Source organism: Pseudomonas sp. LY-1 (assembly GCF_053502595.1).
This window is the reverse complement of sequence record NZ_CP094353.1, coordinates 479,856-495,102: the sequence shown is the minus strand read 5'-3', so window position 1 is coordinate 495,102 and position 15,247 is coordinate 479,856. Positions and strand designations below refer to the sequence as shown.

Genomic DNA, 15,247 nt, shown 5'->3' with positions numbered 1-15,247 from the left:
GCTCCTGAAATGAAGAGTACCGCGCAGTGGCGGCACTGCTTGCGGCGTGAGGGCGATAGTAGATAAGCGCGGATATTCTTAAAAATACTATTTAAGAATGTTTATATAACCAGAAAGAATTTTCTGGCCGGACGTGGGGTTACAACGGCGTTTTGTGGCCAAGTGCCAAAATCGAGCCTGGCGAATATCCAATTGTGGGAGGGGCTTGCTCCCTCCCACAGTTGACTGCATTTCAACTCGGGATGGCGGGGGCTCGGTCCCAATCGATCTCACACGCCGGCATCGGGCGGCCAAACCAATAGCCCTGGCCCATGTCGCAGTTTTGCTCCAGCAGGAACCGCGCCTGCTCCACCTGTTCGATCCCCTCGGCGTGTACCTGCATGCCCATACTCTTCGCCAGGGCGATCACCACGCGCACGATGGCGGCGTCGTCTTCATCCCACGGCACCCCGGCGACAAAGCCCTGGTCGATCTTGAGCTTCTGCACCGGCAGGCGCTTGAGGCGCAGCAGCGACGAATAGCCGGTGCCAAAGTCATCAATGGCCAGGCGCAGGCCCAGCTCGCGCAGGCGGTGCAGTTGTTCCAGGGCCACTTCGGGGTCTTCCATCACCGCGCTTTCGGTGACTTCCAGCTCCAGGTAAGCCGGGTCCAGGCCAGTGTCGTGCAGCACCTTGGCGACTTGCTCATACAACTCGCGTCGCGCAAACAAGCGACTGGACACGTTGATCGCGATAAACCTCAACGGCACGCCGTCCTCCAGCCACTGGCACATCTGGGCGCAAGCCTCGTGCATGACCCAGGCGTCGATATCGGCAATCAACCCGGTGCGTTCGGCGATGGGGATGAACTCGACCGGCGGCACCAGGCCGCGCTCCGGGTGTTGCCAGCGCACCAGGGCTTCGACGCCGATCAGGCGGCTGGTGTGCAGGTCGTGAACCGGCTGATAGTAAACACGCAGCTCCTGCTGGTCGAGGGCGCGGCGCAGTTCGCCGGCAATTTCCACGCGGTTCTGCGCGTGGGCAGTCAACTCTTCGGTGTACAACGCATAGCCTTCACGGCCGACGCTCTTGGCCTTGAACAACGCGGAATCGGCGTTACGCAACAACTGCTGGGCACTCAGCGCGTCGCTGGGAAACAGGCTGATGCCAACGCTCGCACTGATAAACAATTGGTGGCCGTCGAAATTGAACGGGAGTTTCATCGCATCGAGCATGCGTTGCGCGAGCGCGGCGGCCTGCACCACCTGTGGACAGTTTTCCGCCAACACCGCGAATTCGTCCCCGCCCAGCCGCGCCAGCGTCACGCCGGTGCCGAACTGGCTTCTCAGGCGTTCACCGACCAATTTGAGCAACTGGTCGCCGACGTTATGGCCCAGGCTGTCGTTGATGATCTTGAAGTGGTCCAGGTCGAGCAGCAGCAACGCACAACCGCGTTTATGCACTTGCGCCGAAGCCAGGGCCTGTTCGGCGCGGTCGGTGAACAGCAGGCGGTTGGGCAGGTCGGTCAGCGGGTCGTGGTGCGCGAGGTGCGCCAGTTCGTGCTCGGAATCCTTGATGGCGCTGATATCGGAAAACACCGCGACGTAATGGCTGACATGGCCGAGGTCGTCGTGAATCACCCGGATGGTTTGCCACTGTGGATAAATCTCGCCGCTTTTGCGCCGGTTCCAGATTTCCCCGCTCCACTCGCCGGTTTGCTCCAGGGCCAGGAACATCTGCTGGTAAAAACTCGACGAATGGCGGCCTGACTTGAACAAGCTGGGTTGCTCGCCCATGACATCTTCGCGCCGATAGCCGGTGATCGCCATAAAGGCCCGGTTCACATGGACGATCTGCCCCTTGGCATCGGTGACCAGCACCCCTTCACGGGTGCAATCGAACACGGCAGCGGCCTGGCGCAGGCGCTCACGACTCTCTTTGAGCGGTTGCTGCAATTCGTTGACGCGCGCAAAGCGCGCGCAAATCAGGTAAATCACCAGGGCGCTGAGGGCCACCCACACATAGCCGCGCATCTGCAGCCACTGATCTAACTCAACCGGGTCATCGAGGAACTTGATCAATACCCGGTGAGTAAGCACAACCCACAGCAGCGAAACCAGCAGATATACCAACCCCGCGCGCCGGGCACCTCGGTATGAGAACAACATATGGCCAGTAATCCTTACTAAAAAGCTAGATTCGCCCTACAAAGGTTACGGATTATAGAATAAGAAACATCCCGTCACTCCTATCTGAAAGGTCGGCTGGTTTTCTCTGTGAGCTTAGTGATAATGCGTGAGCTGTTTTTTTCTTTATCTGAGGGCCATACAGCCTATGTGGTACAACGGTTTTCTTGACCTGTCAGCCTGGCAACTGGTGGCAGTCACCCTGTTGATGACCCACGTGACCATTATTGGGGTCACCGTCTATCTGCACCGCTATTCAGCCCATCGCTCCCTGGAGCTCAATGCCGGCCTGAAACACTTCTTCCGCTTCTGGCTGTGGCTGACCACGGCGCAGAACACCCGCGAGTGGACTGCCATCCACCGTAAGCATCACGCCAAATGCGAAACCGTCGACGACCCGCACAGCCCCGTCATTAAAGGCCTGTCTACCGTATTGCGCAAAGGTGCCGAGCTCTATCGCGCCGAAGCGGAAAACCCCGAAACCCTGCGCATCTACGGCAAGAACTGCCCGGACGACTGGATCGAACGCAAACTCTACACGCCCTACCCGCTCTTGGGTGTGGCAATCATGGGTGTGATCGACCTTCTGCTGTTCGGCACCATCGGCATCACCATCTGGGCGATCCAGATGATGTGGATTCCATTCTGGGCCGCCGGTGTGATCAACGGCCTCGGCCACGCCGTGGGCTATCGCAACTTCGAATGCCGGGACGCGGCGACCAACCTGGTGCCGTGGGGCATCATCGTGGGCGGCGAAGAGCTGCACAACAACCACCACACCTACCCCAACTCCGCCAAACTGTCGGTGAAGAAATGGGAGTTCGACCTCGGCTGGGCGTGGATCAAGCTGTTCAGCTTGCTGCGCCTGGCCAAGGTGCAGCGCGTCGCGCCGATCGCCCACCGCGTCGAAGGCAAGGGCCACCTGGACATGGACACCGCCATGGCGATCCTCAACAACCGTTTCCAGATCATGGCCCAGTACCGCAAGCTGGTGATCGGCCCGCTGGTCAAGCAGGAACTGGAGAAGGTCGATCACTCGGTGCGCCACCAGTTCCACCGTGCCAAGCGCCTGCTGTCGCGGGAAACCAGCCTGCTGGATGACCGCCACCACCTGCGCATCCAGAGCATGCTGGAACACAGCCAGGCCCTGAAAGTGATCTACGAAAAGCGTCTGGCCCTGCAGCAGATCTGGCTCAAGACCAGCTCCAACGGCCACGATATGCTGGCCGCGATCAAGGAGTGGGTGCATGAGGCCGAGGCCAGCGGCATCCAGTCCCTGCGCGATTTTGCCCACCAATTGAAGACCTACTCGTTGCGCCCTGCAACGGTGTGAACACGCGGAGGGGAAGGCTTGCCTTCCCCTTTGATCGCTTTTTTGACGCCATTCTCCAGACACCCATAAATCCGTCACAATCGCCCCCAATGACGGAACTTAGACGCAATTCGCCCCTCTCAAACAACACTTCGCCATCATGGTGGCCCCTTGTTGTGACCGCTGCTGAACCCTGCGGCGCGCCCAGAGAGAGTTGTGCCGATGGTCCAAGAAAAAACGCACCTGCCCGCTCCCCCCACCGCTGAACCCCCACGCCCCGCAGCCGCAGCAACCTTGCTGGCGTTGATGCACGCCCAGGGCGAGGTCGAGCGGCTGAGTGAACGTGAGCAATTACTCAGTTCCCTGCTGGTCAGCGTGAATGCGGTGCTATGGGCCATCGACTGGGCGTCGCGGCGCGTGCTGTATGTGAGCCCGGCGTATGAGCGGGTGTTCGGCCGTTCCGCCAGCATGCTGCTGGCCGACCACCGGGAATGGCGCAACAGCATTCACCCCGAAGACCTCGACTACGCCGAACACAGCCTGGCCAGCGTACTCGAACAAGGCGCCGTGGAAGACCGCGAGTACCGCATCATCACGGCCGGCGGGCAGATTCGCTGGCTCAGCGACAAGTGCTACATCAACCAGCAGGCCGAACCGGGCGAGCCGTTGATCGTGGTCGGCATGGCCGAGGACATCACCGACAAGAAACAGTTGGAGCTGGAACTGCACCGCCTGGCCACCACCGACGTGCTGACCCAGAGCAGCAACCGCCGGCACTTTTTCGAATGCGCCAACCAGGCCTTCGACAGCGCCCGCGCCCAGGCTGCGCCGCTGGCATTCCTGCTGCTGGACATCGATGACTTCAAGGACGTCAACGACACCTATGGCCACTTGGAGGGCGATCAGGTGTTGCGGCGCATTGCCGAGAGCGGTCGTGGCGTACTGCGCCGTGGCGACCTGTTCGGGCGCATTGGCGGCGAAGAGTTCGCCGCCGTGCTGCCCGGTTGCGCGCCGGAGATGGCGCAGCAGGTCGCTGAGCGGCTTGGCAAGGAAATCCAGGCGTTGAGCTTCAGCTATGAAGGCCACGCGTTCACCGTGACGGTCAGCCAGGGCCTGGCCAGCCTCAACGAGCAAGACTCGACCCTGGACATCCTGTTCGCCCGCGCGGATGACGCCATGTACGAGGCTAAGCGCCTGGGCAAAAACCGCGTAGTTGCTGGCTAGAGGATCAACACAGATCACAGTGGAAGGGGACTTGCCCCCTCCCACATGTGAATTTCATAGCCCTTTAGGCCTTGCGCAACCTCATCAGCTCCGACAGCCCCACTTTCAGCAAGCGCGCGGTCTTGCTCCTGACCAGCGCTTCCAGCCCTTCATGCTCGGTCAACCGCGCCATCTGCGCCGCCAGGTTCATCACCAGCGCCTCCCGCGAATACACCCCGCCTTCCAGGGAGTAGATCGCCGCGATCAACTGACGCAGTTCCAGCGGCAAGCGCCAACGCGTGCGCAACGCCGAACCGTAGGCGGCACCCAAGGCGTGCAGCGACTCGCCAATCGCTGCGTCATCCAGCGCCCCGCCACCCTGGCGCCAGTCTTCCAGGCAGCGCAACAACGCCAGGTCGCCGAGCCGATGCAGGATGCCCGCGCTGTAACAGCGCTCGTGGTCCAGCTCCAGCATGCGCGCCAGGCGGCGGGCGTAGTCGGCGGTGTCCTGGGACAACTGCCAGTGACGCTCGGCATACGCCACCAGGCCTGGATCACCCAATACCACGTTGTGCTTGAGCGCCAGGCCGAGTATCAGGTTCATGCTTTGCCCGGCCTGCAGCTTGTGCAACGCCGCCGACAGGGTCTGCACCGGCGTGCCGTGATGGCCGGCGCTGTTGGCGGCGGCGATCAGCACGGCGGTGATCTGCGGGTCCATACACACGCGGTCTTCCAGGCACTTGAGGTCCAGGCCCTCCGGCCCGAGGCTGTCTTGCACGGCGGCCTTCACATCGACCCACAGCGGCGCGCCATCGCAGGCGTCGCGGCGGCGCTCGAGGAACACCGACAAGGTCATGCCCGGCGCCAGTCGCGGCACTTCGCAGTACACGCTTTCGCCTTCGTTGAGCAGCAGGTCTTGCAGGCGCTGGGTCAGGCCGTCCATGTTCAGCGGTTTGGTCAGATACGCCGTGGGCGCCAAGGGCAAGGCCTCACGCACGCTGGCGCTGTCATTGCGACTGCTCAAGAGGATGAACGGCAACGCGGGCGAGCGACGCTGCTGACGCACATTGCGCAACAGGCTCAGGCCATCGATGCCCGGCAGTTCCCAATCCGCCACGATCAGGTCGTAGGCTTTGTCGCGCAGCAGCGTAGCCGCTTGCCGGCCATCGCCACACATATCCAGCCGTGCGTCGCAACGCACATTCAACAACACCTGCTTGAGCAGGTCCCGCGACCAAGGGTCTGCCTCAGCAATCAACACCCGGGGTACAGCGGGTAAATCCACAGCACTCATCCTGCACGCTCCATCTGCAATGCCTGCACCTTAGACAATGCGGCGGCCTACGTACAATGAACAACCACTGAATGTGCTGCATCAGGTAAAAAAAAACCCGCCGAAGCGGGTTTTTTCTATCGATCGGTTCAGCCCGGCCTTACAGCTCGGAGAAGCACTCTTCGATGATTGCCAAGCCTTTGTCCAGTTGCTCGTCCGGCGCGGTCAGCGGCACCAGGATGCGCAACACGTTGCCGTAAGGGCCGCAGGACAGCAGGATCAAGCCTTTCTCACGCGCCTTGGCCACTACGGCGGCAACGGCAGCAGCGTTTGGCTTGTGGGTGTCGCCACCTTCGAACAGCTCAATCGCGATCATCGCGCCCAGGGCACGCACATCGCCGATCACCGGGTACTTGGCCTGGATGGCCTTGAGGCCGGAAACCAGACGCTCGCCGACGGCTTTGCAGCGATCCAGCAGGTGCTCTTCTTCGAACACTTCCAGCACGGCCAGGGCCGCGGCGCAAGCGATCGGGCTACCGGCGTAGGTGCCGCCGAGGCCGCCTGGCGCGATGGCGTCCATGTATTCGGCCTTGCCGCACACACCGGCCAACGGGAAACCGCCGGCGATGGATTTGGCGAAGGTGGTCAGGTCGGCAGTCACGCCCATCTGTTCCATGGCGAAGAACGTACCGGTACGGCCGGCACCGGTTTGCACTTCGTCGGCGATCAGCAGGATGCCGTGCTTGTCGCACAGTTCGCGCAGGCGCTTCATGAAAGGTTTAGGCGCGACGTAGAAACCGCCTTCGCCCTGCACCGGCTCGATGATGATGGCAGCGATATCACGCGGCTCGGCATCGTTCTTGAAGATGCGTTCGATGCTGGCGATGGAGTCGTCGACGCTCACGCCATGCAGTTCGTTCGGGTACAGCGCGCGGAAGATGCCGCCTGGCATCAGGCCCATGCCGGCCGAGTAAGGCACGACTTTACCGGTGAGGCCCAGGGTCATCATGGTGCGACCGTGGTACGCGCCGGTGAACGCGATGATGCCGGCACGGCCAGTGGCGGCGCGGGCGATTTTCACGGCGTTCTCAACCGCTTCGGAACCGGTGGTGACCAGCAGGGTTTTCTTGGCGAAATCACCTGGGACCTTGGCGTTGATTTTTTCGCACAGTTCCACGTAAGGCTCGTAGGCCAGTACCTGGAAGCAGGTGTGGGTCAGCTTGTTCAGTTGCTCGGTCACGGCCGCGATGATTTTCGGGTGTACGTGGCCGGTGTTCAGCACGGCGATACCGCCGGCGAAGTCGATGAACTCGCGACCTTCAACGTCGGTCACGGTGGCGTTCTTCGCGGACTCGGCGAAGATCGGGTGAATCTGGCCAACACCGCGTGGTACAGCGGCTTCGCGGCGTTTCATCAAGGAAGCGTTGGTCTTGCTCATAAAGTCCTCATTCGCCACTCATCGGGTGGCGTTGTTCAAGGAATACGTGGCGGGGGGCAACTACGGCAGCATGCGATGATCGACTGACACAGCGTTCCCGGCCACTACGAATAACGGTGTAAAACACGCAAAGGGTCAGCGCTCTCGTGCCCTTTGCGTTTGCAGCAATGCCTTGCCGGGCTTAGATGCCCAGGCAGAGGTATTTGATTTCCAGGTAATCCTCGATCCCGTACTTGGAACCTTCACGGCCCAGGCCCGAAGCCTTGATACCGCCGAACGGCGCCACTTCGTTGGAGATCAACCCGGTGTTGACGCCGACCATGCCGTATTCCAGGGCTTCGGCCACACGGAACACACGGCTCAGGTCACGCGCATAGAAGTAGGACGCCAGGCCGAACTCGGTGTCGTTGGACATCGCGATCACTTCGGCTTCGTCCTTGAAACGGAACAGCGGCGCCAGCGGGCCGAAGGTTTCTTCCTTCGCCACAGCGGCATCTTTCGACACGTTGGTCAGGATGGTCGGCTCGAAGAAGTTACCTTCCATGACCTTGCCGCCCGCCAGCAGCGTGGCGCCTTTGGCCAGCGCGTCCGCAATGTGTTCCTGGACCTTGGCCACGGCTTTGCCGTCGATCAGCGGGCCGGTGGTGGTACCGTCTTCCAGACCGTTGCCGATCTTGAGCTTGGCCACCGCCACTTTGAGTTTTTCCGCGAACGCGTCGTACACCGCGTCTTGAACGTACAGACGGTTGGCGCAGACGCAGGTCTGGCCGTTGTTGCGGTACTTGGAGATGATCGCGCCTTCGACGGCCTTATCCAGGTCAGCGTCGTCAAACACGATGAACGGCGCGTTGCCGCCCAGCTCCAGGGACACTTTCTTGATGTCCTTGGCGCATTCGGCCATCAACTGGCGACCGATTTCGGTCGAGCCGGTAAAGGACAATTTACGCACGATCGGGTTGCTGGTCAGCTCGCTGCCGATATCGCCGGCGCTGCCGGAGACCACGCTGAACACGCCTTTCGGAATGCCGGCACGCTGCGCCAGTTCAGCCAGGGCGAACGCCGAGAACGGCGTTTGCGAGGCAGGCTTGAGCACCATGGTGCAACCGGCGGCCAGGGCCGGGCCGGCTTTACGCGTGATCATCGCGGCGGGGAAGTTCCACGGTGTGATCGCAGCGGTCACGCCGATCGGTTGCTTGATCACGATCAGACGCTTGTCCGGCTGGTGGCCGGGAATCACATCACCGTAGATGCGCTTGGCTTCTTCGGCGAACCACTCGATAAAGGAGGCGGCGTAGACAATTTCGCCCTTGGCTTCGGCCAGCGGCTTGCCCTGTTCCAGGGTCATCAGGCGTGCCAGGTCTTCCTGGTTCTCGATGATCAGCTCGAACCAGCGGCGCAGCTTGTTGGCGCGCTCCTTGGCGGTCAGCGCACGCCAGGCCGGCAGCGCTTTGTCCGCCGCTTCGATGGCGCGGCGGGTTTCAGCGGCGCCCATCTTCGGCACAGTGCCGAGAATCTCGCCCGTGGCGGGGTTGTTGACCTTGATGGTCTGACCGTTGTCCGCATCGACCCAAGCCCCATCGATAAAGGCTTGCTGGCGGAACAACTGGGCATCTTTAAGCTGCATGTCGGCTTTCCTTAACAGCACCGCGCGCGCGCGGAGCGAATTAGAGTTGTTGAAAGGCGCCTTTGGGGGCTGCCGTCAGGGAAATCAGCCCCTGCGTGCAAGCAAGTGGAGAGCGCACGGGAGACAGAGCGTTTGAAATCTCAAACGAATCCTAGGATCAAAGGGGGTACAGGGCAATAGGATGTTCGAAAAAAAGAACGAAAACCGCTTATTTGCCGGATTTATCAGATCAACGACCTCAAGCCCCGCACCCCACCACCGAGCCACAGCGCCCGACGCAAGGCCCCAACACAGACAATTCCCACCCGCCAGCGGCCAAAAACCAGCATGGACGCCCAAGGTCGACATGGGTATGATGTCGCCCGCACAAGCATCCGTAGCTCAGCTGGATAGAGTACTGCCCTCCGAAGGCAGGGGTCGTGGGTTCGAATCCCGCCGGGTGCACCATATAGCAGTCTCGGGCTGTCTCAGACAGTCTACGAAACGCCCCAAGAAGCCCGCCCCGTGCGGGCTTTCTTGTTTCTGGCTATCCATCCCTGTCTACCCCTGTAACTTCCCGCCGTATATGCCCATTTGTAGGCTTTGAGATTCCTATAACTGGAGCTCGAAAGGTGTCTAGAGAATCCAGGGCGATTCAGTGAGCCCATCGAGCCGAAAAAGATAGGTCTCTTCACTAGCGATTCCCAAGCGGAAGGTGGCGTCTAATAACGGCGTTTTCGTTAAATTCCCGACATAAAAAAACCCGCAAAGCGGGCTTTTTTCGTGCGCAGGGTAAAAGTGCTAATTACTTGTTCCGCAATAGCACATACGTTTCACCGCCTTTGCGGTCATGCTGAAGAATAAAGTTGTTGTCCTGGATACGCACCTTCGATGGCACACGATCGGCTACCGGCGTTTGCGAGTAAGTCTGCGCGGCACTCAGCAGTTGGCGGGTGAGGCTGTCGTCCGATTGATTCGGAGTGGTGACGACGCATTCCTTTTCAGAAAGTTGCACGCCGAGTTTTTTGTCTGTGGTGAAGCCGAGGCGCATGAAGCCCATGTCCTGGAGGTCGTTGATGCCGAACCGCTTGGCCGCTTCAGCCGAGCCTGCGAATGAGGGCGCAGTCTTCAGGCAGATGTCGACGAAGGCTTCGATGGCCTTGGAGGTGACAGGCGTCGATACGGTTGGCGTTGCCGTGGTGCAGCTGGCGAGTACGAACAGGCTGGACAAGGCGAGTGTGCGGAACAACTTATCGGACATGACGTGAGGATCCTTCCATTTTAAATTCGGAGTGTAGCCGTTGGGCTGAGCGCCGCCGGAACGGGCGGCGTGCGAATAGTAAATCAAAAGGCCCCACACTTGAGCCAAGTGCGGGGCCTTTTCGTGTGCTTTGCTTTTGCCAGTCCTCAGCCGGGCGACGGGAAAGGCAGTCGATAGATCCCATCAGCACCCTGCCACCCTTTGCCATCTACAACAAAGTGGCAGAATCATCGCTCACTTCAAACCCGAGCAGGCGACACAATAATCTTCACATTGTGCTCCTTGTTTTTAACCAACTCCTCAAAGCCCTGCCCCACGATCTGTTCCAACTGGATACGCCCCGTCACCAGCGGCGTAATGTCCAGCCGTCCATCGGCGATAAACGCGATCACGTCAGCGAACTCGCCGTTGTAGGCCAGCGCGCCCCTTACCTGTTTTTCCGTCGCCACCAACTCGAAAAAGTTGAACTCGCTGGGCTCCTCGAAGATCCCCACCAGGACGCACTTGCCGGCCTTGCGGATCAGGTCGATTGCGAGTTTGGCCGTGTGTTTGTTACCGATGCATTCGAAACTGACATCCGCGCCGAGCCCGCCCGTGAGGCGGCGTACTTCGGCCAGGGCATCGCATTCATTCGGATCGAGCACATGGGTCGCGCCCACTTCCCGGGCCTTGGTCTTGCGGGCGCCGGACATTTCCAGCGCGATCACCTGCGCCGCACCGGCCGCCTTGGCGCACATGATGGTACACAGGCCGATGGTGCCGGCACCGACCACCACTACGTTTTGCCCGAGCAGGCTTCCGGCTTTTTTCACTGCGTGCATGCCGACCGCCAGCGGCTCGATCAGTGCCCCGGCTTCAGCGGGAAAATTCGCCGGCAATTTGTACAGCAGGTTGGCGGGCACGTTGACCAGTTCGGCGAAGGCACCATTGTTCATCAGCCCGGTGAAGGCCAGGTTTTCGCAGATGTTGTACATCCCGTGGGTGCAGTAGTAGCACGTGCCGCAATGCTGGCACGCATCGGCCGCCACCGGCTCGCCGACGCTGAAGCCCTGTACGCCGGCGCCGAGTTCGACGATCTCGCCACAAAACTCATGCCCGAGGATGCACTGCCCCTTTATCCCGGTCAGCGGGTGCGGGGCGTCGACCGGTATGAACACCGGCCCGGCCACGTACTCATGCAAATCGGACCCGCAGATTCCGCACCACTGCACGCGGATCTGCACCCAACCGGCCGGCGGCGAAATGGGCAGCGGGACGTCTTCGACGCGGATATCGTGACGGCCGTGCCAGACAGCGGCGCGCATGCTGCGTTGCGGATTGATCGAAAGGGTCATAGCGAAATCTCCTTGGAACGATTGGCCCTGGCGCCCCGCAAGAGTCCGCCAGGAGGGGCGTCAGCGCGGTAGCACAAGGTCCAGAACCAGTCGATTGAGCTGTTGCGGCATGCGACTCATGACGCCGCCACGGGCAGAACCGAGAAAGGGAGTTGGGCAGGACATCGGGCACCTGTTTTTATTATTGGGTCACCAGTCGGGCTGGTTACCAGAGCCAGAGCAAGGCCGGTGCCAGATCCGCAAAAGCACCTGAACAGGCCTTGCTTAGAGCGGTCCGCTGGAACCCCAGGGGCGGCCGCGATCGCGCTCGAATGAGACGCGCCATGTCAGACCACACCTGGTGGCGATGAGACGGCGAGACGTTGCGTCTCACCGCCCGCCCCGCGTTCAGCGCTTGCGCAACACCTCCAGGCGCGCCGGCAAGTCCTCCTGGGGAAAGCGCGCGTGCAACGCTAGCAGCTTCTCATCCGCCGCTTGGCTGTCCCCGGCCGCCCGCAGGTTGACGATTTCCTGCAAGCCCTCTTCCAATGAAGGCAGTGCAACCGGTGCGCGCTTGCTGAGCCTGGCCGGCGATTGATCCGACAACGCACCGGCAATTTCGGCTTGGACCGGCGCGCTTTCGGCTCTGGGCGCGACGGCCATCCGGGCCATCGGCGCGGGGGCCGGGCGGGCGCTTTCTGGGTGGGGCGCGGAGAACGTCGCCGGGGAGATGTCGGGTTGAGGCACGGGCGAGCGCATGACCACGCCGATCATCAGCGCTAACCCTGCGACGGTGGCGAATGCCATCTGCCAGCGTGGGCGTTGGCAGGCGTGCAGCCAGCGTTGCCAGCGGCTGGGTTGCGGCGCTGGGGTTTCGCGGCGGGCGGTGGCGAGGATGAAGGCGTCGAGGGACGCCGGTGGCTCGCCGCGGCTGTGTTGACGCACGTGCTGGATGAGCAGGTCGTCGGGGTCGGGGGTGTATCGGGAGTCGGTCATGCGGGTATCTCCTCGGCCAGCAGGCGGCGCAGTTTCTGCTGGGCGTAACGCAGGCGGCTTTTCACGGTTTCCAGCGGGGCGCCGGTGAGGGCGGCGATCTGCGGCACGTCGAGGTCGCCATGCAGGCGCAGCAGGAAGACTTCGCGCTGGTCTTCGGGCAAGTCTTGCAACGCGGCGTCGAGACGCGCCTGGTCGCGGCTCAGGCTTAGATGCTGCTCGGGGCCGGCGCTGGTGTCGGGCTGGGCGTGCAGTTGTTCATCGTAACTGTCGTGCAACGGGTTGTGGATGCCGTGCTTGCGCCAATAGTCGATCAGGCGGTTGCGGGCGATCTGGAACAGCCAGGTACGAAAACTCGCCCGGCCTTGTGGCTGAGTGGCGCTGCGGATCAGGCTGAGCCAGGTCTCCTGATAAATTTCCTCGGCCAGTTCGGCCTTGTTGCTCAGGGACACCAGGAAGCGGTAGAGACCTTGGCGGTGCCGCGCGTATAAGGCTTCGAACGCGGCGCCGTCACCGCTTCGGTAGCGGGCCAGCAGCGATTCGTCGCTGGGTGAATCATCTGGAGCGGGCATGTCGGTGGCGAACTCCTTTCTGGTCGTTGTGTTCACGATCAAGGTTTGAGGCTTTGCGCCACTTCGACCAGTTGCACGAATTCATTGCGCAAGCCGAACGGGTCATCGCCCCGGGCAGAGCGGGCGAGTGCGGCGGTGTCCTGCAAACTCATGCTGCCAGTGTAGCGGCCATCGCCCTTGAGTTGCTGGGCGAAGGCGGCCACGGCGGCGCAGAAGCGCAGGTCGTCGCTGGCCTTGGCCGAGGCGTTGCTCACCGGCCGCTCGATCAAGCGGCTCGCACCACCGGCCGCAGGCTTGTAGCGCACGCGCAACATGGCCAACTCATCGGAAGCGCCCGACACCGCAGGCGCGGCGGCATAGCGCAGCGGCTCCAGCCAGCCCTGCTGGCCCTTCGGTACAATTTCGTACAGCGCGGTCAGCGTGTGCCCGGCGCCGATCTCACCCGCGTCGACCTTGTCGTTGTTGAAGTCCTCACGCTTCAACGCGCGGTTTTCATAACCCAGCAAGCGGTATTCGCTGACCTGGGCCGGGTTGAATTCCACCTGCACCTTCACATCCCGCGCCACCACCGCCAGGGTCGAGTTGAGTTGGTCCACCAGCACCTTGCGCGCTTCGCGCAGGGTGTCGATGTAGGCGTAGTTGCCGTCGCCCGCGTCGGCCAGCTGCTCCATCAGGTGTTCGTTGTAGTTATCCACACCGAAGCCGAGGGTGGTCAGCGACACACCGCTTTTGCGTTGTTCCACGGCCATTTGCTTGAGGCTGTCGAAATCGCTGACGCCGACATTGAAGTCGCCATCGGTGGCCAGCAGGATGCGGTTGATGCCCTGCTCGATAAAGCCTTCGCGGGCCATCTGGTAGGCCAGTTCGATGCCTGAAGCACCGGCGGTGGCGCCGCCCGCGCTGAGTTGGTCGATGGCGTTGCGCAGCTTCACTTTGTCGCGCCCGGAGGTGGGAGGGAGTACCACGCGCGACTCGCCGGCGTAGACCACCAGCGACACACGGTCTTGCTCGCGCAATTGATCCACCAGCAATTTCAGGGTGCTTTTCACCAGCGGCAAGCCTTCGCGGCGGTCCATGGAGCCGGACACATCGACCAGAAACACCAGGTTGGCCGGCGCCAGCTGCGCTACGGCGCGGTCGGAGGCCTTGATGCCGATGCGCAGCAGTTGGGTGCGCGGGTTCCACGGGGTGGCCGCCAGTTCGGTGGTCACGCCAAACGGCGAACCGTCGGTGGGCAAGGCGTAGTGATAGGGGAAGTAGTTGAGCATTTCCTCCAGTCGCACAGCGCCCTCGGGCGGTAGACGGCCTTGGTTGAGGAAACGTCTCACGTTGGCGTAGCTGCCGGTGTCGACGTCGATGCTGAAGGTCGAGACCGGCGTTTCGGCGACCCGATGCACCGGGTTGTCCGGCAGGTTGGCGTACTGCTCGCGGGGTTCGCTTTGGTAATCCAGGGTTGCCGACTCCTGCATCCGCATCGGTGCAGGCATCGCCTGGCGCTTGACCAACGCGCCCTGGACCGGCGCGCTGTGCAGCTCGGCGACGGGCTCAGCCGGTTTGGCTAAATCAGGCGGCGAAGACAGCCCACAACCGGCCAGCGCCACCAGCAAAGTAACCGCAAAGCCCTGGGCAGCAGGACGCAGGAAAAGCAGAGGACGGGACATGGACTGAACCTCGTGAATGAATGATCCGTTCACAAGGTCAGACGCAAGGTGTGGGGTGTTCGGGTTAAACCCTGGTTTAGATAACACCTCGATCAGTGTGGGAGGGGGCTTGCCCCCGATTGCCAACTGTCAGCCACTGCATCGGGCGACTGACCCACCGCCATCGGGAGCAAGCTCCCTCCCACATTTGATCTTCGGTGGTGCCAGAATCGAGACGATTAACTCAGCCCGGTGCACTGCCCCGCCTGAATCCTGGTTTAGATAACACCTCAGTCAGTGTGGGAGGGGGCTTGCCCCCGATGACCAAGCGCCAGCCACTGCATCGGGCGACTGACCCACCGCCATCGGGAGCAAGCTCCCTCCCACATTTGATCTTCGGTGGTGCCAGAATCGAGACGGTTAACTCAGCCCGGTGCACTGCCCCGCCTGAATCCTGGTTTAGATAACACCTCGA

11 protein-coding genes and 1 tRNA gene are annotated in these 15,247 nt (G+C 61.7%); 3 read left to right on the top strand and 9 right to left on the bottom strand.

Going from position 1 to position 15,247, the window contains the following annotated elements:
* Positions 1-232: 232 nt before the first annotated feature.
* A complete protein-coding gene (gene dibA, locus MOQ67_RS02220) occupies positions 233-2,146 on the bottom strand; it encodes a phosphodiesterase DibA (protein ID WP_017848611.1) in 1,914 nt (637 codons plus the stop codon).
* A gap of 166 nt (positions 2,147-2,312) precedes the next feature.
* Between dibA and desA the strand changes: the two genes are divergently transcribed.
* Entirely contained in the window at positions 2,313-3,497 is a 1,185-nt protein-coding gene (desA, locus tag MOQ67_RS02215; RefSeq protein ID WP_046385075.1) for a delta-9 fatty acid desaturase DesA, read from the top strand.
* Between the two features lie 201 nt (positions 3,498-3,698).
* On the top strand, positions 3,699-4,700 hold the full coding sequence (locus MOQ67_RS02210) for a sensor domain-containing diguanylate cyclase (RefSeq protein ID WP_198717690.1): 1,002 nt from the start codon (positions 3,699-3,701) through the stop codon (positions 4,698-4,700).
* A gap of 64 nt (positions 4,701-4,764) precedes the next feature.
* On the opposite strand, the gene MOQ67_RS02205 is transcribed toward MOQ67_RS02210, so the two are convergent.
* The 3 genes from MOQ67_RS02205 to gabD form a co-directional block, all read right to left on the bottom strand.
* A complete protein-coding gene (locus MOQ67_RS02205; RefSeq protein WP_169885453.1) occupies positions 4,765-5,973 on the bottom strand; it encodes an HDOD domain-containing protein in 1,209 nt (402 codons plus the stop codon).
* Between the two features lie 139 nt (positions 5,974-6,112).
* Positions 6,113-7,390 (bottom strand): 4-aminobutyrate--2-oxoglutarate transaminase, encoded by a 1,278-nt coding sequence (gabT, locus tag MOQ67_RS02200; RefSeq protein ID WP_017848615.1) that lies wholly within the window; start codon positions 7,388-7,390, stop codon positions 6,113-6,115.
* A 181-nt stretch (positions 7,391-7,571) separates the two neighbouring features.
* Positions 7,572-9,014: an NADP-dependent succinate-semialdehyde dehydrogenase gene (gene gabD / locus MOQ67_RS02195; RefSeq protein WP_198717691.1), complete on the bottom strand. Its 1,443-nt coding sequence runs from the start codon at positions 9,012-9,014 to the stop codon at positions 7,572-7,574.
* A gap of 370 nt (positions 9,015-9,384) precedes the next feature.
* Here gabD and MOQ67_RS02190 point away from each other — a divergent pair.
* Positions 9,385-9,461 (top strand) — tRNA-Arg (locus MOQ67_RS02190).
* Between the two features lie 337 nt (positions 9,462-9,798).
* Here MOQ67_RS02190 and MOQ67_RS02185 read toward each other — a convergent pair.
* From MOQ67_RS02185 to MOQ67_RS02165, 5 genes are all read right to left on the bottom strand, one after another.
* On the bottom strand, positions 9,799-10,254 hold the full coding sequence (locus MOQ67_RS02185) for a hypothetical protein (RefSeq protein WP_017848617.1): 456 nt from the start codon (positions 10,252-10,254) through the stop codon (positions 9,799-9,801).
* Between the two features lie 239 nt (positions 10,255-10,493).
* Positions 10,494-11,558 carry a 2,3-butanediol dehydrogenase gene (locus MOQ67_RS02180; RefSeq protein WP_232925553.1) on the bottom strand — a complete coding sequence of 355 codons (1,065 nt, stop codon included), beginning with the start codon at positions 11,556-11,558 and terminating at the stop codon, positions 10,494-10,496.
* 417 nt (positions 11,559-11,975) lie between these two features.
* Positions 11,976-12,563: a hypothetical protein gene (locus MOQ67_RS02175; protein ID WP_057006118.1), complete on the bottom strand. Its 588-nt coding sequence runs from the start codon at positions 12,561-12,563 to the stop codon at positions 11,976-11,978.
* The gene (locus MOQ67_RS02170; protein WP_017848620.1) at positions 12,560-13,132 is read right to left on the bottom strand and encodes an RNA polymerase sigma factor; all 573 of its coding nucleotides are present in this window, start codon (positions 13,130-13,132) and stop codon (positions 12,560-12,562) included. Before MOQ67_RS02170 ends, MOQ67_RS02175 begins: the two co-directional genes overlap by 4 nt.
* A 38-nt stretch (positions 13,133-13,170) precedes the next feature.
* Entirely contained in the window at positions 13,171-14,793 is a 1,623-nt protein-coding gene (locus tag MOQ67_RS02165; RefSeq protein WP_198717693.1) for a vWA domain-containing protein, read from the bottom strand.
* Positions 14,794-15,247 lie beyond the last annotated feature (454 nt).

Excerpts from the sequence above, each read along its gene's own strand:
- MOQ67_RS02170 (WP_017848620.1), bottom strand. The coding sequence starts at position 13,132 with ATGCCCGCTCCAGATGATTCACCCAGCGACGAATCGCTGCTGGCCCGC.
- MOQ67_RS02210 (WP_198717690.1), top strand. The coding sequence starts at position 3,699 with ATGGTCCAAGAAAAAACGCACCTGCCCGCTCCCCCCACCGCTGAACCC.
- dibA (WP_017848611.1), bottom strand. The coding sequence starts at position 2,146 with ATGTTGTTCTCATACCGAGGTGCCCGGCGCGCGGGGTTGGTATATCTG.
- gabD (WP_198717691.1), bottom strand. The coding sequence starts at position 9,014 with ATGCAGCTTAAAGATGCCCAGTTGTTCCGCCAGCAAGCCTTTATCGAT.
- gabT (WP_017848615.1), bottom strand. The coding sequence starts at position 7,390 with ATGAGCAAGACCAACGCTTCCTTGATGAAACGCCGCGAAGCCGCTGTA.
- MOQ67_RS02180 (WP_232925553.1), bottom strand. The coding sequence starts at position 11,558 with ATGCGCGCCGCTGTCTGGCACGGCCGTCACGATATCCGCGTCGAAGAC.
- MOQ67_RS02205 (WP_169885453.1), bottom strand. The coding sequence starts at position 5,973 with ATGAGTGCTGTGGATTTACCCGCTGTACCCCGGGTGTTGATTGCTGAG.
- MOQ67_RS02185 (WP_017848617.1), bottom strand. The coding sequence starts at position 10,254 with ATGTCCGATAAGTTGTTCCGCACACTCGCCTTGTCCAGCCTGTTCGTA.
- MOQ67_RS02165 (WP_198717693.1), bottom strand. The coding sequence starts at position 14,793 with ATGTCCCGTCCTCTGCTTTTCCTGCGTCCTGCTGCCCAGGGCTTTGCG.
- MOQ67_RS02175 (WP_057006118.1), bottom strand. The coding sequence starts at position 12,563 with ATGACCGACTCCCGATACACCCCCGACCCCGACGACCTGCTCATCCAG.
- desA (WP_046385075.1), top strand. The coding sequence starts at position 2,313 with ATGTGGTACAACGGTTTTCTTGACCTGTCAGCCTGGCAACTGGTGGCA.